Raw genomic sequence first — 18,346 nt, 5'->3', positions numbered from 1 at the left:
TCGGAAATTTTTTTTAACCCGATTCCCATTAGAAGCTTCGGAGCAAACAAGGCTATTGGAATTGAAGTATGAATCTATCAGTCTTCTGGCATTCCTACATGATCCGGATCAACGAATGCCCCATGCAGTAAAAGCTCGTGTTTTAGTTGGATATAGCCCACATCCTGCACCGCTATTTTTGAATCGATTGCAAGAACCGCTGCCAACGCGGCGGCTTGTCCGAGTGCCATAAATGTCCATTCAAGCCGGACTGCTCCATAGGCAATATGGCTTGAAGATAAACAAGTCGGGGTCAGCAAATTGGTACACTGCTTTCTTTTGGGAATCATCGAGCGGTAGGAAACCGGCAGCGGGCGCCAATAATTTCCTCCAAACACAAAACCCTCATTATAAGCATAACCATCTTTCACAATCCGGCGAACACTATGAACATCAGTGGGCCAATATGCAATACAGACAGGATCTGACACCTTAACGGGATTATCCTTTCTGACATGGTGCTCGGTTATCACATAATCAGACACCATCCGGCGTGCATCCCGAACATAAAACATCCGGGGAAAACCATTGTTGTCGGTAAATTCGTCTTTTGCATATCCCCAACCCGCCCATTCATTCTGAAGGTTTTGATCCAACATGCCCACCTGTGGATCTGTGGCTAAAAAATAAAACAATCCTTTTGTGAATGTTTCATGCTCGAGAAGAATCTGTTTACGTCTGGCATCACTGCCCTCTGGATACGCTACGTTCATTCCGTACAAATTATGTGAAAGGTCGTGCCAGGCGCCAAGATCCGTTTTGCCGTTGGGCAGATTAGCTGAAGGTTTATACAACTTTCCACCTGCCCTTAAATACCGCAGATAAATTTCATAATTATTACGGTTGAAACCTGGAGGTTTATAAAACGCTATTTGATTATCTTTCTGTTTTGTCAGACATACCCGGAAACAAAAGGCCTGCAGGTTTTTATCCGCCGCACCAGGCGTTCCAAATGGTCCTTGCTGAATGGTGGCAATCAAACCACTTTTAGGCTCACGGGGTGTTTTAAATGGATCTACTTTAACATCAAATTGCGCATGGGTTGTCTCTGCCCGAATGCCGTTAAGCGTCTCGTTGTATACGCTATTGGCTTCCCGTCCAACCGTGTAACTCACCGATGCGGCTGCCAAAAGGTCACCCTCTATGCTGGCATCGATAAAAATACTGCCTTGGAAAATCTGACCGGCTTTGGTTTTTAAACTAATAATTTTACTGCCTCTTTTTACCACTGAATTCTTTGCGTCACTGAGCGGGTGGTTGCAAAATAGCACGACATGAGATTCAGCCAGCCAATCTTTGATTACCCTTTCTGCTACGCTGGATTCCATGCGCCAAAGGGCTGGGTTCTTTTCTTTATTTCGAATCATTTTATCAAACGCCTGCTGACGGCCATATGCTTTTGCAACCCGGGAGTAAAACTCCAAAGCAATCCCTTTAACAGCCAAACTGTTTTGAAACTCTTTATGGTTGTCAATATCTGTCCCGCCAAGACCCTCTACAACATTGCCTCCGATATGACCGCCGGGCTCGATGATGGCTACTGTTTTCCCTTGACGTGCAACCTGTATTGCGGCAGAGTAACCGGCAGCTGTTCCGCCGTAAATGATGACATCAAATTTCTTTTGACTAAAACCGTTTAAGGACACCTGCAAAGTGATCAGCAACAAAAGACAGCTTCTCAGTTTTCTATTTTTTAGCATCTGTTGTATTTCACACCTGGTGATCATATTGTAAATTATGCGCTTTCTTTCGGTTTTTTCCAAGGTTTTAACCAGCAGCAACCAGTTACAACAAGGCTGGAAGGTGTTAAATTTCCTCTAAAAAAATGGGAATTCTTTTGTTTTAGCTCCCAAGTAAATTTACTCAATGATGTTTAAAGACCTCGCTCAGCGTCCGCCACCTGGTCACAAGTCTGATAGATCTATCTTTCGGAGTCTTGCTTACCATAAAGTAAAATCAATCAAACTAATCAATGACCGCACCCAGTCTACTAAATTTGGTGAAAAACTGTTTGTATCCGATACTTTGCAGCTCCGGGCATTTTGCGTGTTGCTGCCCCTTAAAAGTTATTTGATTGTAAGTAATGTTAGGTGTATATTGTCTTGTCTATAAAATTTATGTATGGTTATTTATATAGCATTTTATAGTTTGTAAAGACAAATATTAAGATTTACCAGCCCAATTCATCGATCCGGAAAAATACATTTATTGAAAATCGCTGGTTGCGACAAATTCAATTCTCAACTTTTTATTACAGTTATTAAGGAAGCTCAAAAAATACACATGATATTCAACAAGATTTTCCTATCAATTAGAAAAAACAAAGTAGTATATTTTATAACAAATTATTCAAGAGAGCTTATCCCTAATAAGCTGTATCAAAAAACTTTACGAAGAAAAATCCTGTCTTCAAACAATTACGATCTTCATTACCTGAATAGTCGGTTAAAATATTATAATAAGTTAAGTTATCAGAAAGAGTTAGGAGAAAATGCCGTGTTACTGTCCGAAATGAATAAGATTAAAGGTCCTAGTGCCTACTATTTCGACACCCGTGAGCACACCAGATATTTTAAACAATCTTTAAAGGCGAATTTTTTATTTAAAGATGTAATACATATTCCGGATGTACCAACTTTACAAAAAAGCAGACCCGTTGGAAACAACAACGAAAACGCCGTGATACTGAAAATGGATAAAAACAGACATTTCTTTTTTGTTAAAGATCCATATCAATTTACTCAAAAAAAAGATATTTTGATCGGGCGGGGCTCAATTAGCGCACCAAATTCTCCACAGCCACACCGTGTCCGATTTATGGAAAAATACTTCGAACATCCGTTGTGTGATCTGGGTCAGGTAAATAAAGTAGGTGGAAATCCGGCCTGGCTGAAACCGAAAATATCCATTATTGACCATTTAGAATACAAGTTCATCCTCAGCCTGGAAGGTAATGATGTAGCAACCAATCTCAAATGGATCATGTCCTCAAATTCTATCGCCGTGATGCCTGAACCGACCTATGAAACCTGGTTTATGGAAGGGACACTTATTGCTGATTTTCACTTTATTTGTATTAAAAAAGACTATTCTGATCTGGAAGAAAAACTCCGATATTATATAGATCATCCAATAGAAGCGCAGAAGATTGTCACAAATGCAAATACTTATGTCAAGCAATTTCTGGATAACAAATTAGAAGACCTTATTTCTATTTTGGTGCTGCAAAAATATTTTCATTATACCGGGCAGCTTTCTGACCCGATTTGAATGGCATAATTTACTCCGTAGTAACTCTTACACCAGAATTATCTGTCATTTATGCGTGCCTTACTGATCGCCCTGCTGTTTTTTGGTTGCACTTTGGAAATCTTTGGTCAAGATGGTTTTGTAAAAGGCCTTCCGCAACTAGCATATTGGAAACTAGGTGATAAATCACAGGTAATTATTGTTTTACATGGCGGGCCAGGTGTTCAGCATGAATACTTGCGTCCAGAGTTAGACTCCCTCAATAAATTTTGTACTGTCATATTCTATGATCAGCGTGGCTGTGGCCGCAGCCAACAGGATACCACTTATGTCTGGCAGGAACATGTAAAGGATTTGAAACGGGTTATAAAGACTTTTTCACCTAAGAAAAAGGTATTCCTGATTGGCTCATCCTGGGGAAGCACATTAGCTATGATATATGCTTACAAAAATCCAGAGGATATCCGGGGTATTATTCTCACTGGTACATATCACTGGCAGGGAAATAATGAAGTTTATCGAAAAAAATTCTACCAACCCTTGGTTCAATCTCATAGACAGATTGTAACCGAAACCGGGACCTTACGTCGAGATAACATTGACGGATCAACCTGCGAGGAAACCATAACCATTTTCAAAGAAATTGAAATGTATACAGACGCTCCTTCTTTTGAAACAAGAGAAAGTTTTGTATCAGCACCTATCGTAGATAGCCTCCGCAGCGTTATAGTTCCCGTTCTTATTTTTAACGGCAGCAAAACCTGTCAAATAGATTGTGCGGACGAATACATGAACATCTTTGCGAAAGCCGAATTATTTACGATTAAGGGCGCATGCCATGATCCCTGGATGAGTGATCCAGCGCTATTTGTAGCGGCCTGCAACCGGTTTATTTCTAAAAATAAATAGATAATTTTTTTTCGTCGCGCCCAAATCTCATCAAAAAAATCACCTACCGATTTCAGGCTAACTTTTTCAAACTGCTGCTGCCAAATTCATTCTCTTAAAATAAAATGGAGATGTTTGGAACAGAATCCAACTTGCGGGCATTTTTCGCTACACTGTTTTTGTAATAAGTATAATTCTGAATTTCAATGTTTTAATATTAGATCATACTTGCTTCCCTCAAATTGTAAAGACATGAAACGCTATAAACTTATCCTAATATTCCTGGTTTTTTATATTAGCCTTTCTGCCCAGCCGCCAAAAAACGATCCGGAATCACCGTCGTTTCTCTTTAATCAATTTCAAAAATTCAGCTATGAGAATGCAGACTCTTCTTTTTACTATATCCGCAAGCTTGCTTCTAATAAGAGAAAAGGAGATCTTCTGACAGACCTGCTGCATAATCAATTTGCTCAGAAAATTATGCAGTTCAGTCCTACCGATAACCAGGGCCCGGATATTTTGGAAAAGAAACTAGCCCGGACAATTGCACTGGATGTTCTGGCAAAAATAATGAGTGATACCACACGCCAACTTCTGCAAAGTGCTCACCCTCTTTTTTTGCTGGCAGAAGTTCACAACAATCGGGATGATCCCAAAGCCCTGAAAAATCTTGTAGAAGAATTTATTAAAACTGAGATTGAAGGAAAAGATATCTATCAGCACAGGGCCGGTCGGTATGGATTGATGATCAGTCAGATAATAGAGAAACAACCAGCTTTAAAGCCCTTGCAAAAAAGGCTCATGGCTTTGACTCGAAATGATCTAGAAAAAAATCAGATACTTCCAAAAGATGCAACGAACAGATCTTTAAGCGGCAAAAGGGCATGGTACCGCTATTTGTATGCTTATGTAAATTTTTCTGAGGCTCAAAGGGAAGATGACCTGAATAAAAAGAAAGAATACCTTAAAACAGCTTATGAGTTCAGCCCTGATTTGATCGACAACGGCAATAAACCCGGATTTTATTATGACATGCATTTTCTCTCTGAGGAGCAAAACGCAAGTTTTCAGGATGAATATCTGGAATTTCTGATCAGCGATTCTACGGACTCGAAACTCGTACTATCTACACTGCTACAAATGGCGCTTATCAACCCTGAGCTTAAGCAGCAACTGCAAGACTTCTACGGCAAATCATCCCCAGCTAAAAACTTTGATTCTTACTGGTCCGAAGCAATTAATGAACAGGCCAAACCAGCTTTTCCTATTATGCTTCAAGCAACTGACAAGCAGGCATTTTCCAGCAATAGCCTTCTGGGCCGGTGGATTCTGGTTGACTTCTGGGGAACCTGGTGTGGACCGTGCAGACAGGAACATCCCGACATGCAGCGGTTTTATGATACAACCGTCAAAAATAACCCCGATTCTCTGACACTGATGACGATCGCCTGTTTCGACCAGCAGGAAAAAGTAGCGGCTTATATGAAAGAGAAAAACTTTTCTTTCCCGGTAGCCATCTCAGATAACCAGATCGAGAAAACCTATGCCGTTCAGGGATATCCTACAAAACTACTTATTACGCCGGCAGGCAAATATGTTACCGTCCCTTTCGGAGTAGATTGGATTGTTTTTGTTAAAAAATATAGCGGATTAAAGTAACGCTGATTGACAGGAAAATGCAGAGCAATCCTTTAAAGCCAATGGCAGCAAACCTTCCTTTAAATACTTTCAGGCTCAATAATCATTGAAGGTTATCTTTCAGGAAACCTTATTTTTTATGCATCTGATCTGACAAGTCCCCGGGCTAGGACTTTGCAAACCAGGTTACTGGCCGATTCATGATTTGGGTTACCAAAGATTAGTCAGGTTCTCACACTACTTAAATCCTCGCACTGCACTACTTGAGCTAAAAAAAGTCTGACTTAAAATTTAATAAAATTGATCCCGGCATAAAGTAACAAAACCCTGGCTCAGCCGTACAAAGAACTTTGGTTTTGTATTTCAAATTTTTAACTTGGGCGAATAAGTTCTTCGATATTGCAGAGCCGCTATGGCAATAACCATTGATCTACTCAATATGCAGATACATAAACGTTACCTTATTTCATTGTTTTTATTTCTGATGCTGTTAGCCTGTAAGGACAATCAAAAGCAGCAGCAGCTTATGCAGCGTGAACAGGCTCTAACAGAACGGGAGAAAGAATTTGCTATGAAGGAAGCTGATTATTACGCACTTCTGAGAATGCGTGATAGTTTGCTTACCAAGAAGGATACGATTTTTATCCAGCAGTGGCCACAGTCTATTGCCGGATTTTGGAATGCAAAATCCGTCTGCCGCGAATCGGACTGCAGCGATTATGTCATCGGTGATCAGCGGTCAAACGTTTGGGAATTTGTTAGTGATTCAACAGGTCTGCACACACGGGTTACAGATAAAAACAACAACTTAGTCCGCATCTATAAAGCCCATTATGATACCACCGGAATAAACTTACAGTTTGTGAGTGACTCTTCAGCGAGAAAAAAAATTAATCTCAGCATTGATCTGACCACAGTCTTGCCAGAATTAATAAAAGGTGTGCAGACAAGCAAATCTGATCAGACCTGCACTGCAAAATTTTCCATCGAACTTACACGCTCTACCAGTCGCTGATTATGCCATTATTAAATATACATGTGGGCAGTTTGCCGATTGAGGATCCGGTATTAAAATTTCTGATCGAACTGGTTATTATCTTAGGTGCTCCGCTGCTGCTCAACAAAATAAAGGTCCCGCATTTGCTTGGTCTTCTGATTGCCGGAGCGGCCGTTGGACCAAACGGCTTAAACCTGCTGGCCAGAGACAGCAGTGTGGTTGTCACCGGAACGACTGGCCTGCTTTACATCATGTTTCTGGCTGGCCTTGAAATCGATCTGGGTGACTTCAAAAAAAACAAGTGGAAAAGTGTAACTTTTACTTTGTATACCTTTGTAATTCCGTTTGCACTCGGCTTTCTGGGTGGATTTTATCTTTTGCACTTCGAGATTTTAACTTCAATACTTTTTGCAAGCTTATTTTCTTCTCATACACTGATTGCGTATCCTTTGGTGAGCAAATTGGGTGTATCCAAGAACATCTCCGTTAACATCACCGTAGGCGGAACAATGCTTACCGATGTGCTTTCGCTTCTGGTGTTGGCTGTAGTGGTCGGTATGACGCAGGGAGATGTTAATAGCGCTTTCTGGACCCGGCTTACTTTATCGATCGTCGCCTTCGGTCTTACGGTCCTTTTTGTGTTTCCGATTATCGGCCGATGGTTTTTTAAAAGGGTAGATGATAAAATTTCCCAGTACATTTTTGTATTGGTTATCATTTATCTGGCCGCAGTGCTGGCCGAACTCGCTGGCATTGAAGCGATCATCGGTGCATTTTTTGCCGGTCTGGCCCTGAATAAGCTCATCCCGCATAGCTCGGCGATGATGAACCGGGTGGAATTTGTGGGAAATGCCATTTTCATTCCCTTTTTCCTGATTAGTGTGGGTATGCTCATCGATTTTAAGGTATTCGTCAAAAGCCTCGACACACTGGCAGTAGCTGCTGTCATGGTGGCTGCTTCCATTGGCGGCAAGTATCTGGCGGCGGTTGCCACCCAAAAAACTTTCCGATTATCCAAAGATGAAGGAACGCTAATTTTTGGACTCAGCTCGGCCTCAGCAGCAGCTACGCTTGCTTCTGTAATGGTCGCCTACAACATCATTGTTTCCGAAACCGCAAGCGGAGAGCCTGTCAGACTGCTCAGCGAGCATGTTCTAAACGGAAGTATCCTGCTGATTCTGATTTCATGTACGGTGTCCTCGTTTGTGTCCATGTCGAGTGCACAACGGGTTGCAGCACTGGAAAAAGATGAAAATGCTTCGGCAATCAGTTCCGAATCCGAAAATATTCTGCTTGCAGTCAATTATGAACAGACCGTCGAAAAGCTTGTCAACCTAAGCTTACTGATTAAGGCGCATCACGGCGAAGACAGCGTTGTTGCCTTAAATGTTATTAACGATCAGAAAAATGAATCTTCTGTAAAAAATGCTCAAAAGACGCTCCAAATAGCTGTTCAGACGGGCGCCTCTGCTGATGTAGTTGTTAAGCCACTGACAAGACACGACCACGATTTAGCCACAGCTATCAGTAATGTCATTAAAGAGCAGCAGATCACCGATTTGATCATTGGCCTGCAGCCTCACAAAGGTTTTACTCCTTCCTTTGTTCATAATTTACACAATGGGTATCTGCAAAATAACAATGTCAACACCCTGGTTTACCATGCATCGCAGCCTGTTTCAACAATCAAGCAACACCTGGTTCTGATTCCGGCCAAAGCCCAGCAGGAAGCCGGTTTTTTCAGTGCCCTGCTGCGGGTGTGGAATTTAGCCAAAAATTCGGGAGCTATGATGCGTTTTTACGCTGACGCATCCATCATCAGCATCCTGCAAAGTGTAGTCAGTAAATCTAATATTGAAATCTCGCTACACACGATCACAGACTGGAGTGAAGCTGAAAATGCCGCTTCGCATCTTTCCGGTGATGAAGGCCTGATTGTATTTATGGCCAAGCGGGGAATGACTTCCTACACTAATCAGTTAAGTTTGATTACCGACTTTTTGAACCAGCACATCAAAGAGAACAACTTTCTTTTAATTTATCCATCCAGTCAAAAGCGCCTGGATAAAAAAGAAAAACGGGCAGTAAGCAATCATGACGACTTTGTTGAAATTGGCCAGCTTATTGGTAAAATGTTCTCGCGCTGACCACTACGGCATTGACTACAAACGTTTAGAGCGGCCAGCAGCACTTGAATGTCCGCCGCATTTTCCACTAAAAAAAGCCATAATTAAAACTGCTCAGTAAGCACAATATGGGCTGTCTGTATGAGCGCGCATGGGGTATAAACCGTTTCAGACAAAAACTGGTGGCACAAGTTTAGTAGAAATACGGGTAGGCTTAAAACTATTACAGAAGATGTCAATGATAAAAATGATCAACCCTTCCGCACCTATTTTGTTTCGATACCTATTGCTATTTGTTATGCTGATCGCTTTTAGCTCCTGCAGCAAAAAATTTATATTTACTGAATCTGCCATTGTTCCGGCGGCAAACGGAACAATTAAAGTCAAAAAAGATAAAAATGAAAATTACCAGGTAGACTTAACGGTCACAAACCTTGCACCGGCCGATAAACTGGTTGAATCCCGCAACACCTACGTGCTGTGGGCGAATACATCGGGAAATGGAACCAAGAATCTGGGTCAGTTAAAAAATGTGAAGCGTCTTTTCTCTAAAACGCTTCGAAGTGAGCTTAAAACCGCTACCCCTTTCGAGCCTGAAAGCTTTTTTATAACCGCAGAAAATAAAGCAGATATAAATTATCCGGATGGTCAGGTTGTTCTAAAAACGAGGTAGATGACCAATCAGAAGGCTGCCACTGTTGCAATGGTTCAAGACTTGCTGGCGATATTTGACTGATGAAATTCCAATGTATTTCCATGGGTGTATTCTTGGTTTCACTCCCCATGCGCTTCCAGGGCGGCATAAGGTTACCTCTTTATCAGGTAGATCAACCCTTGCGAGTTCATAGTTTCGCCGGTCCAAACCCGGTCACTTCCCCTACCCTTAGCAGCAACATTAGGCAAAACGCCACGAAAGTCTTCATATTCCCATGATCAGCACAGCTAGACTTTGGATCTGAAAACTGAACCAACATAACAAACCCGTATGGTTTATTCTATTTAACAGTTCTTAAAATCCATTCAGACACCTCATTTAATGCAACAGGTGAAAAGGTTTGTTCTAAAACCGCATATTCTGAAGGGGAACCGGTTTTACATTCCTGGAAAAGATGATTTAGACCCACCAGTTCTTTGATAGTAACTTTCTTATTGCCTGCTTTTTCCAAAGCAGCTTTGATAGCTGATAAGTTTTCTTTTGAGGGTACCTGCAAATCTTTTTCTCCATTCACAGCCAGCACCGGACATTTTATATTTTGTAAAGCAGGCGCCGGATCATATTTAATAAAATATATCATCCATGGCTTGGTCAGTTCTTTCACCTGCAGGCTGACAAACTGCTCCTGACTCAGTCCAGAGGATTTACTCCACTCAGGATTGTCCACGACTTGTTTATTCATAAACGTTGTCAGATCCGTTTTCAACTTTTCGGAATCAGAGGATTTGCCAACAATATCGTAGGCTGCTTTGTTGACATTTTTTGCTGCCGCCAGGCTCTGTTCACTAAGACCCGATGCTCTTCCGATTAGTTCCTGCTGCAACAAAAGCAGTTGATCTCCTGGTATGCCGGTTCCTGCCAGCATCACAATAAAACTTACATCTTTGGATTCTGACGCGACCATCGGAGCAATAATTCCTCCTTCGCTATGTCCTGCCAGGCCGATTTTGGCTTTATCAATTTCTTTTCTGGTTAGCAGGTAGCTCACTGCGGCTTGTACATCCCGCGCAAGATCCCGGGTAGTCGCCGTTTGAAAATTCCCTTTCGACATGGCTGTTCCCCGGTCGTCAAAGCGTAGTACAGCAATCCCGCTTTTGGTCAGATGGTCAGACAAAACCAGGAAAGGCTTATGACTTAAAAGCTCCTCATCCCGGTTTTGCGGTCCGCTGCCGCTGATTAAAATCACAGCAGGAAAATTACTGCCGCCCTCTTTGGGCAAGGTGAGCGTGCCAGCCAGCACAATGTTGTCGATCCTATTTTCAAAAGTTACATCTTCACTGTAATAAGGATAGGGTTTTATCGGCTCCTGTGGTCTGGAAATTTTTTCCTTATCCGGCATTTTAGAAGATAAGTTTAGCGCTATGGCTTGTCCGCCTTGTTTAAAAGTTCCAACGATGACGTTTGTTTTATCCATTGTACCTTCATAGGAAATGCCTGCATTGGCAATGGTGAGTTTCAGAACCTGATTCTCAAAGCTGGTCGTGGTTACAGGAATACCAGTTGCTTTCTGATCCGGACTGTCCAGGGTTGACACATACCCCTTGTCAGACCTGGTAATATTAAATACAATCCGAAGCTGCATTCCCTGAACTTTTAAGATACCGTTCCATTGTCCGGCAACATCCTGAGCCCGCAATGCAAGCGTACTTAAAGCAAAAAACATTACGATAGATAAATTTTTCATTGCAGTATTTTTTTTGTGGTTTTTGTGATTCTCAACAGCAGGATCATAAAGGCATAAATAACGGCAATCATCACCAGCATGAACGGAATGACTGCATTGCCAAGCCATTCCCGCGATCCTGATTCTTCAGGGCCATATCCCAAATAAAAACCGCCATGTTTATTTGTAAAAAATCCGATGCGCTCCGGATAGATCAGTTCCAGCACAATCAGGACCGGCAGAGAAATCTCAATCACAAACAAGAAAAACAGGATGATATAAATAAAGCCATTGGATAAATTTAAAAATATGGCCTCAAGCAAATGTACCGGATTAAACGTTCTTTTGGCCTGTTCAACTTTTTTTGTGGCAACCAGCTCTTTGAGCATTTCTTCCGGCGGACCAAGCCGCGCCAGTACATTGAGCAAAGCTTCGGTTTGGTCATCGCCTTTTTCAGCTGACAGATACTCAAAAATATGGCTGTTAATTTCAAGCAGACAATCCTGTTGATCGTTCTGTGGCAATATTTTTACAGCTTTTTTACAGCGGTGTATATAATCATTGTAAATCCGCTGGGCCGATTTATTTTCTAACGTAATAGATTTCATGGGTTTAGCCGTTGATTTTCGTGATAATTAAGTTGGTGTATGCCTTCATTTCCGCCAGATTACTTTTTCCGACCGCAGAAATTGCATAGTATTTCCTGGGAATGCCCGATGGCTGTTCTACCCACTGATGTGTAAGTAGCTCTTCTTTCATCAGTCTGATCAGCAGCGGATAGAGCGTCCCTTCTGCCACATCGACACTGAAAACGGCCTTGATGTCCTGGATCAATTCATATCCATAACATTGCTTTTGATCCAGAATGTGCAAGACATAAAGCGGAAGCAACCCCTTTCGCAATTGAGAATGCCAGTTTTCTAAGAATTCGTTTTTCATGAAGCAAACTTACACACAATACATAGTATAACAATGTATTTTTAAGAATAAAGTATTTTCAAAATAGTTCAGTCGCTTAAAGAGCGCGGATAAAATCTGTGAATGGGTAAAACTGTGTGAAGTTGTGAAGCCCGTAGCGCGTTTAAACGCTTTGTTTTATGTTGAGGATTTGAATCTCTAACCGCCGTTTTTTCAAACGATGTTGATATGCACTCATTTATAAACACGCATGAGTCTCTCAACCTTTAATCAGCAGAGTGATTCACTGGCCTGATTTTAGCGCATAACCATGACAGTTTTCCGAGTAATCGCAGTTGCCAGACTCCACTACTTTGAATATCTGCAAATATTGGCACCCCCTCAATATAACACGTTATGAGATTTCATGAAGAGCAATTTTGGATGCAGGAAGCATTGAGTCTTTTAAACAAAATAAAAATGATGGCGCGTATTTTAGATCAATAACCGGGAATAATTCATTTTATAACATCAAAACCGACTTCGAAGGTAACCATACCTATTTAAACCTTGTCTTTTGCAGGAAACTTGAACTTGAAGCAGAATAGTGGATTGGAAAGAATTCACTGAGCCTGATCATGCCGGTTGATCAGGCTGTTTGCATTGAAACAGTAAATCTGTGTTCTGCCGGCCTGATAAGGCGCGCTGGGTAATCGAGAAAGCCAGTATCCCATGGGATGCTATTAACGCAATGGGAATTTGCAATATTAAATGATAAGCACGACAATCCGGATGAACTCCGGTGTATCGGTCACGATATAACGCCGCTGATTTTAAAACAGCAGAAACTTAGAAGTCTGGTCGATATTGCAGCCGAACATAATAATCGTTTGGTGAATTTTATCTATATCATCTATCATAACATCCGCTTCAAAGTAGCCAACATCCTCAGAATTTTAGACATAAACGAGCAGTTGGAACATTACAAGGTGGCGCCGGACTTGATTAACGAAAATACAATAAGCTTGAATGAGTGCGGCCGGAGTGTAAAAAGTTAGTCAGCTAAACTCCATTTGCAATTCTGCCTAATTGGTTTTTACAGGAAACATTTTCTCATCAACCTCTGTACCCTGGCCTGCTACCCGGCACCAGCCGCTGGTTTGCTTGTGAAAAACTTCCAGTCGCCTCACTTTGATATTAACATCGCGCCCATCAACCAAAAGCTGGACATCAGCCAGAAAATTCACAACAGCTGTCTTACCGTCATATATGCGTATAAATTCATGACCCGGTATTGGTCGCACAGCTTTAAAAACCACCTTTTCCTTGGCCTGTACACCTTTCCACTGTTGGTTTGAAAAAGAAATGTCCCCTTTGGGCCCAACTGCTATCAAATCGGAGCAGTCTATTGGCACATCCGGTTTTCTATGATGAATAAGATCTTTGATTTGCTGTCTTTGCTCGGCGTAGCTTGTTGTATCAATTTGAGCAGCAGCATGGTAGCCACATAAGATAATCACAAACAGGATTGATATTTTTCTCATATATGTCTTTTCGTAAAGATAATTATGGCTATGAAAAGAGATCGAAGAACAGTTCTCTTTTTTAAGAACGATCGCGCTTTTCATATTTGATCTGACCTTTTACTTTTGAACGTTAACCTTATACCCAATACAAATATAATATGAGAAACTATAACATTCGCTATGAATTTCAGCGCAGACCGATAGTATGATCACACCATTTTTAGCCATGGCCCCGGTGAACCCCTTGACTATTCACACAAACTTTGCACGAAGTAGATCTGCTTGTTTGGCCAGCTTATGTTTACTTATTGGATTGGCCCGAAGTTGATTTTTGGCATACATGATCGAACTTCCATTAGTCGAAATTGTACCTATTTGGGCACACAGATGACAAGAGAGATCCAGCGAAAAGTTTATAGCTGTCGGTTGAGCGAGTGAAGCTTGTAAAACAACACTTGGCTGACAATCATAAGTCTGCCGCAGGAATTATCTCGCGGATTTGATGGTAGACAACCAACAGAACCAATTCATTCTAAGGGAAATAGAACGCTTAATGACCGTGCAGAGACCATGGTAATCATTCATTAGGGCGGCCTTCTGATTGTTATAATTCTCTTCGTTCAACAGAGCGTTGCATTTATCGTATATGAACAGAGTTTAGTCAGGGTTCGGGTACATACCAAAACGGAATGGTTACCATTTCGTCAGCCTGTTTTTTTTGGGGGTCTTGCAATGCCACGCGAAGCAGGTTATGGCCAATTTTCAGATTGCCCGGTACCATTACCGTTTGCCAGCCACTTTGCTCATGAAATCCGGTTTTGGTAAATAGCAGATCAGGTTGGGCATAGGTCGAGTCATTGACTGTGATGCGAATCAGTTTATTGATCTGCTGGCTGCTCCAGATCGCATACTGCTGCCGGCGCGCTTGCCTCGATAGCGTATCGCTCCAGACTGGTTCCGGCGCAATTTGTTTGAGCTTCGTATCGAGCGCTTTGGGATAGGCAATGAACAAGCGCAGGTAGGGCTCCCGAATCACGTCTGACTGGATGGAAGCCGCGCTGACAAAAGCTCCCTCAGGGCGTTGGTTGTCATAGGCTGTAGGCTCGATGTAAAGACTATCGACACGGGCCGAGTAGAGATGTCGGCTGTTAAAAAGAGGCATACGTCCTCTGGTACGCGAGAGATCGTTGGTGTATTCAAGGAAGAACACCCCAAAAAATACTAAAATGAAAATCGTTGCCGTCTGAAATAACTTGCCACGCCGGATATTGCTGTAAAATGTGTTGGTAACGTAAGAGGTGTGTCTGTACATGCCCATCATCATCAATTGGCCCACCTTCATAAAACGGTAATTGAGCTGCATGCCCCTGGGGGTTTGTTTTACACTCTTCTGATTCAACAAGAAAATGGTCAGGTAGAACACGGCCGCCAACACACCTAAAGCAATTTTGACACCAAACCAGACATTGGCGGGTACGTTGGGTTGTACAACTAAATAAATCAGTAAACCAAGCATGTAGAGTATGGCTACTATGACCAGCAAGAACACGAATTGAAAGGCAAGGGCAAATACGATGTTGCACCGTTTGTCGAGCCATAAAATGTAGCGGTCAAGTGGTCCAAGCTCGTCGGCAAGGCGTTGCTGGGCATAAGGCGTAGAGAACGGAATACGGTCGTAATGGATTCCCGACGGAAAAACAGCCAGCAGACCGACCAGACCCACCCAAAACGCCCTCATCACAAAATTGGCCAGAAAAGCCGCAAACAAAACATGACAAGTGGCCCTTATCAGGCTATATACCATCAATGGCAACATGACCGCTGCACCCTCGGTGTGGGTCATGTAATTATACTGGATGTAGCTAAAGGCTGACTCCAAAAGATCGGGCAGCTGGAGGATGGCGAACATAGCAACCCCGGAGATGGCTAATTCGAGGTTCCAGCTCTGGGTGGTTAATTCCCGGAGCTTGTCTTGTTCGTCAGGTGTAAGTGACGAAGCAGTTGTTGGGTTTTTCTCGGACATGAAGGACGTATATACTGATGGTTTTAGTCTCAGTTTTATGATCAAGCGTTATGATGTTTCAAAACTCACTTTTATAAACATGCCTGAACTGGAGTTGACAGGTCAATCTTCGGATATCAAATGGCATGATGCCGACATTTGCGCTCCCCTTTTCGAAAGATAATTCGGCTTCTCTGTATGGCTCTCACAGAAGGGTCAATATTGGCATAGTTTCATAACATATAAGTACCAGATAACAACTCCCCAAAAGTACAAATTAGCTAAGAGGTTGCAACTACCAAAGCAGGCCAGATTTGAAATATGGATATCACTGGTTTTTGAGAATGAATGATTGTTAACTCCTGCGCGGGTCACTGCTTGGGTGGGGGGGAGAAATTAGTTGTATATCAGGTTTGATTCGTTCGTTTTTTAAGACTAGCGACAGAGTATCATCTTATTTACCGGACGTGGCAAATTAGGTTTAGTATCTATTGTTGGCAAGCAGCAAACCGTTGGAATAGTCAATTTTAATAGCCCTTTTCAACAGTAAAAAACTGTTAAATTGATCGGATAGCCGAAAAACTACCTTCCGTTATTAGAATCTTCGAATTATCCGTCTCGCTATAAAGAGTACCGGAAAAGGTTCCTTCAACGCGCTCATTAAAATGCTTCGAAATTTTAAAAGTTAGGTTCTTGTCTCCTGAATACGTATCAAATTTCTTTGCATCCCCACTTATCGGAAGTCGTGCAGATATGGAAATGCGAGGATTCAAATTGTTAATATCATCCGACTTGTACTCTCCTTCCTCGAAGTATTTGGTGCTGGCTGCAACAAGTGTTAATGCTGGAAAGCCATCACTGGCTACCAGCCCCGTAATTTGAAATTTGTAAAAATCCGGAACAGGTCTGCTTGATATAATGGTATAGACGTTCACAATATTAGATTCCTGTTTAAGGTAATACTGTTTTCCATTTGCCTTGAATTTTACATAAGTGTCCAATTTAACTATATAATCTTCATCCCCTCTCACTTTACCCGTTTCTTCGCACGAAAAAAAGAGCATTATTGAGAGAATCGTCATGAAAAAAAATGGGAATTTTTCCGCTTTTAAAAGATTTCTTTTTGTCAGGATCATAAACTTTAGCGATTTTATTGTAAGATAAAACAGATTTGCCGTAGCGTAATAATATCGTAAACCTACAAAAAATAAGAATAATAGTGATGTGAATACCATTAACCAAAAAGGTAGTAATCGTAATACTCGTCTCTGATACGATCTTGGGTTATTGACAAAACCGGCCATTAGTATTGATGCAACTAATGACATTGCAAAAATAAAAAAATACTAAGCCTATTGAGTCAAGGAGCTGTGGCAAAAGGCTCTGGTGATCAATTGGGATTCCAATTACTTAATCGATCAAAAAACTGCTAATTAGGAAAATGGCAAGAAGCAGTAACACCAATAGCCAAGTTATATTTATTCTACGCATGTCGCTGACAAATGGCTTTGCCTTAAAAGTTTTACCTTTAATTATAGAGAACTTGAAATCCTTTTATATTGAGACAAAATACTCATCACTTTTTGAGACAGAAAAATTCTCCCGCTTTTCAGGGAACACTTTCAATTTAGACGCCCGCCTTGCGACAAGGTGCTGCTGATGCAGTTGTTACATTATCTAAGGGTTCTTCACAAATATAGAGGTAGCCCAGGCAGTTTTTGTGCCATCTGAAATGAAGTTTGGTTCGCCATTTTTCCAATAAATGGCCCTTTCAAATGGAGTGCCGGTGCCTGTCCCAGCCACGTAAATGTCATTATTAAATACGAAAATACTCGAAGCGGTAGTGCCTGAAGGCAGGGGGCCTGCAACTCCGTTTTTCCAGATTTTGGCTTCACTTGTTACTCCACCCTTTTCCAGATACTTTTCTACATACCCTACTATAAAAACATCATTGTCAATGATTACTATGTCTTTAGCAATAGAAAGATTTTCGGATTGATCGGTTAGAAAGACTTCGACGCCATTCTTCCAGTATTTGGCGTACAAATGTCCATTGGGTTTCCCACCCCAACCCACTACATATACATCGTTGTCTTTTACCACAATTGCCGTTGCCGCCGACATATCCGTATCTTTTCCCAGTGTTACCCGAACCCCATTTTTCCAGTACCTGGCAACTCCATTCTTACCATTAGAAGCCATGCCAGCAAGGTACACGTCACTTCCGGAAAGGAAAATCCCTCCTGCACTACCATTAACAGCATCAGCTAAGAAGACAGCTTCGCCGTTTTTCCAGTAAGCTGCGTAGTTTGACGTGGTTCACTTTCGGTTTACACTTTTCGCAGGTTAGTTAAATAATTACCACTGAAATATCATCCTGTTTTTTTGTAATACAAGTTTTCAAAGGCTACTGGATTTAAATAATTTAACCCGGAATGTAACCTTCGGATATTGTAATATCCATCGATGTATTCGAATAAAACAGTTGTTAGGTTTTCAACACTTTCATAACCTCCCTTAGGCATTTCTAATTCCGCCTTGAGTCGGCTCCAAAGAGATTCAGCCCAGGCGTTATCATAAGGATCGTCAGCGCGTGACATACTCTG

16 protein-coding genes are annotated in these 18,346 nt (G+C 41.7%); 7 read left to right on the top strand and 9 right to left on the bottom strand.

The window, feature by feature from the left end:
• Positions 1-77: 77 nt before the first annotated feature.
• On the bottom strand, positions 78-1,739 hold the full coding sequence (locus E0F88_RS11765; RefSeq protein WP_165940048.1) for an FAD-dependent oxidoreductase: 1,662 nt from the start codon (positions 1,737-1,739) through the stop codon (positions 78-80).
• Positions 1,740-2,550: 811 nt separating this feature from the next.
• Between E0F88_RS11765 and E0F88_RS11760 the strand changes: the two genes are divergently transcribed.
• The 6 genes from E0F88_RS11760 (at position 2,551) to E0F88_RS11735 (ending at position 9,610) form a co-directional block, all read left to right on the top strand.
• Positions 2,551-3,309 (top strand): glycosyl transferase family 90, encoded by a 759-nt coding sequence (locus E0F88_RS11760; protein ID WP_220466278.1) that lies wholly within the window; start codon positions 2,551-2,553, stop codon positions 3,307-3,309.
• Positions 3,310-3,360: 51 nt separating this feature from the next.
• Complete coding sequence (locus E0F88_RS11755) at positions 3,361-4,197, top strand: alpha/beta fold hydrolase (protein WP_131958457.1); 837 nt, start codon at positions 3,361-3,363, stop codon at positions 4,195-4,197.
• Between the two features lie 231 nt (positions 4,198-4,428).
• Positions 4,429-5,835 (top strand): TlpA family protein disulfide reductase, encoded by a 1,407-nt coding sequence (locus E0F88_RS11750; protein WP_131958456.1) that lies wholly within the window; start codon positions 4,429-4,431, stop codon positions 5,833-5,835.
• A 418-nt stretch (positions 5,836-6,253) separates the two neighbouring features.
• On the top strand, positions 6,254-6,829 hold the full coding sequence (locus tag E0F88_RS11745; RefSeq protein WP_131958455.1) for a hypothetical protein: 576 nt from the start codon (positions 6,254-6,256) through the stop codon (positions 6,827-6,829).
• Positions 6,830-6,831: 2 nt separating this feature from the next.
• Positions 6,832-8,958 carry a cation:proton antiporter gene (locus tag E0F88_RS11740; RefSeq protein WP_131958454.1) on the top strand — a complete coding sequence of 709 codons (2,127 nt, stop codon included), beginning with the start codon at positions 6,832-6,834 and terminating at the stop codon, positions 8,956-8,958.
• A gap of 211 nt (positions 8,959-9,169) precedes the next feature.
• Positions 9,170-9,610 (top strand): hypothetical protein, encoded by a 441-nt coding sequence (locus tag E0F88_RS11735; protein WP_131958453.1) that lies wholly within the window; start codon positions 9,170-9,172, stop codon positions 9,608-9,610.
• A gap of 322 nt (positions 9,611-9,932) precedes the next feature.
• Here the strand turns inward: E0F88_RS11735 and E0F88_RS11730 are convergent, their stop codons facing one another.
• The 3 genes from E0F88_RS11730 to E0F88_RS11720 are packed head-to-tail and all read right to left on the bottom strand — an operon-like array spanning position 9,933 to position 12,254.
• Complete coding sequence (locus tag E0F88_RS11730) at positions 9,933-11,336, bottom strand: alpha/beta hydrolase family protein (protein WP_131958452.1); 1,404 nt, start codon at positions 11,334-11,336, stop codon at positions 9,933-9,935.
• On the bottom strand, positions 11,333-11,923 hold the full coding sequence (locus E0F88_RS11725; RefSeq protein ID WP_131958451.1) for an HAAS signaling domain-containing protein: 591 nt from the start codon (positions 11,921-11,923) through the stop codon (positions 11,333-11,335). The genes E0F88_RS11730 and E0F88_RS11725 overlap by 4 nt, the downstream gene beginning before the upstream one ends.
• 4 nt (positions 11,924-11,927) lie before the next feature.
• Positions 11,928-12,254 (bottom strand): PadR family transcriptional regulator, encoded by a 327-nt coding sequence (locus E0F88_RS11720; RefSeq protein ID WP_131958450.1) that lies wholly within the window; start codon positions 12,252-12,254, stop codon positions 11,928-11,930.
• A 695-nt stretch (positions 12,255-12,949) separates the two neighbouring features.
• On the opposite strand from E0F88_RS11720, the gene E0F88_RS11715 reads away from it, so the two are divergent.
• Positions 12,950-13,270: a hypothetical protein gene (locus tag E0F88_RS11715; RefSeq protein ID WP_131958449.1), complete on the top strand. Its 321-nt coding sequence runs from the start codon at positions 12,950-12,952 to the stop codon at positions 13,268-13,270.
• A 27-nt stretch (positions 13,271-13,297) separates the two neighbouring features.
• Here E0F88_RS11715 and E0F88_RS11710 read toward each other — a convergent pair whose 3' ends face one another.
• From E0F88_RS11710 to E0F88_RS11690, 5 genes are all read right to left on the bottom strand, one after another.
• On the bottom strand, positions 13,298-13,756 hold the full coding sequence (locus E0F88_RS11710) for a hypothetical protein (RefSeq protein WP_131958448.1): 459 nt from the start codon (positions 13,754-13,756) through the stop codon (positions 13,298-13,300).
• Positions 13,757-14,399: 643 nt separating this feature from the next.
• Positions 14,400-15,761 carry a hypothetical protein gene (locus E0F88_RS34985; RefSeq protein ID WP_229213746.1) on the bottom strand — a complete coding sequence of 454 codons (1,362 nt, stop codon included), beginning with the start codon at positions 15,759-15,761 and terminating at the stop codon, positions 14,400-14,402.
• 536 nt (positions 15,762-16,297) lie between these two features.
• A complete protein-coding gene (locus E0F88_RS11700; RefSeq protein ID WP_131958447.1) occupies positions 16,298-16,876 on the bottom strand; it encodes a hypothetical protein in 579 nt (192 codons plus the stop codon).
• Positions 16,877-17,417: 541 nt separating this feature from the next.
• Positions 17,418-17,942 (bottom strand): hypothetical protein, encoded by a 525-nt coding sequence (locus E0F88_RS11695; protein ID WP_131958446.1) that lies wholly within the window; start codon positions 17,940-17,942, stop codon positions 17,418-17,420.
• Between the two features lie 170 nt (positions 17,943-18,112).
• Positions 18,113-18,346: integrase core domain-containing protein (locus tag E0F88_RS11690; RefSeq protein ID WP_165940047.1), on the bottom strand; the 234-nt coding region annotated here is incomplete at its 5' end.

The sequence above is a fragment of the Dyadobacter psychrotolerans genome (genome assembly GCF_004349265.1).
In the GTDB taxonomy this organism is placed as follows: domain Bacteria; phylum Bacteroidota; class Bacteroidia; order Cytophagales; family Spirosomataceae; genus Dyadobacter; species Dyadobacter psychrotolerans.
Note: the sequence above shows the minus strand (reverse complement) of the source record. Positions and strands in the feature narration are given on the sequence as shown.

What these genes read in the sequence shown, in the direction of transcription:
- E0F88_RS11735 (WP_131958453.1), top strand. Translation starts at nt 9,170, where the DNA reads ATGTCAATGATAAAAATGATCAACCCTTCCGCACCTATTTTGTTTCGA.
- E0F88_RS11760 (WP_220466278.1), top strand. Translation starts at nt 2,551, where the DNA reads ATGAATAAGATTAAAGGTCCTAGTGCCTACTATTTCGACACCCGTGAG.
- E0F88_RS11755 (WP_131958457.1), top strand. Translation starts at nt 3,361, where the DNA reads ATGCGTGCCTTACTGATCGCCCTGCTGTTTTTTGGTTGCACTTTGGAA.
- E0F88_RS11745 (WP_131958455.1), top strand. Translation starts at nt 6,254, where the DNA reads ATGCAGATACATAAACGTTACCTTATTTCATTGTTTTTATTTCTGATG.
- E0F88_RS34985 (WP_229213746.1), bottom strand. Translation starts at nt 15,761, where the DNA reads ATGTCCGAGAAAAACCCAACAACTGCTTCGTCACTTACACCTGACGAA.
- E0F88_RS11725 (WP_131958451.1), bottom strand. Translation starts at nt 11,923, where the DNA reads ATGAAATCTATTACGTTAGAAAATAAATCGGCCCAGCGGATTTACAAT.
- E0F88_RS11695 (WP_131958446.1), bottom strand. Translation starts at nt 17,942, where the DNA reads ATGGCTTCTAATGGTAAGAATGGAGTTGCCAGGTACTGGAAAAATGGG.
- E0F88_RS11715 (WP_131958449.1), top strand. Translation starts at nt 12,950, where the DNA reads ATGCTATTAACGCAATGGGAATTTGCAATATTAAATGATAAGCACGAC.
- E0F88_RS11765 (WP_165940048.1), bottom strand. Translation starts at nt 1,739, where the DNA reads ATGCTAAAAAATAGAAAACTGAGAAGCTGTCTTTTGTTGCTGATCACT.
- E0F88_RS11700 (WP_131958447.1), bottom strand. Translation starts at nt 16,876, where the DNA reads ATGATCCTGACAAAAAGAAATCTTTTAAAAGCGGAAAAATTCCCATTT.
- E0F88_RS11720 (WP_131958450.1), bottom strand. Translation starts at nt 12,254, where the DNA reads ATGAAAAACGAATTCTTAGAAAACTGGCATTCTCAATTGCGAAAGGGG.
- E0F88_RS11750 (WP_131958456.1), top strand. Translation starts at nt 4,429, where the DNA reads ATGAAACGCTATAAACTTATCCTAATATTCCTGGTTTTTTATATTAGC.
- E0F88_RS11710 (WP_131958448.1), bottom strand. Translation starts at nt 13,756, where the DNA reads ATGAGAAAAATATCAATCCTGTTTGTGATTATCTTATGTGGCTACCAT.
- E0F88_RS11730 (WP_131958452.1), bottom strand. Translation starts at nt 11,336, where the DNA reads ATGAAAAATTTATCTATCGTAATGTTTTTTGCTTTAAGTACGCTTGCA.
- E0F88_RS11740 (WP_131958454.1), top strand. Translation starts at nt 6,832, where the DNA reads ATGCCATTATTAAATATACATGTGGGCAGTTTGCCGATTGAGGATCCG.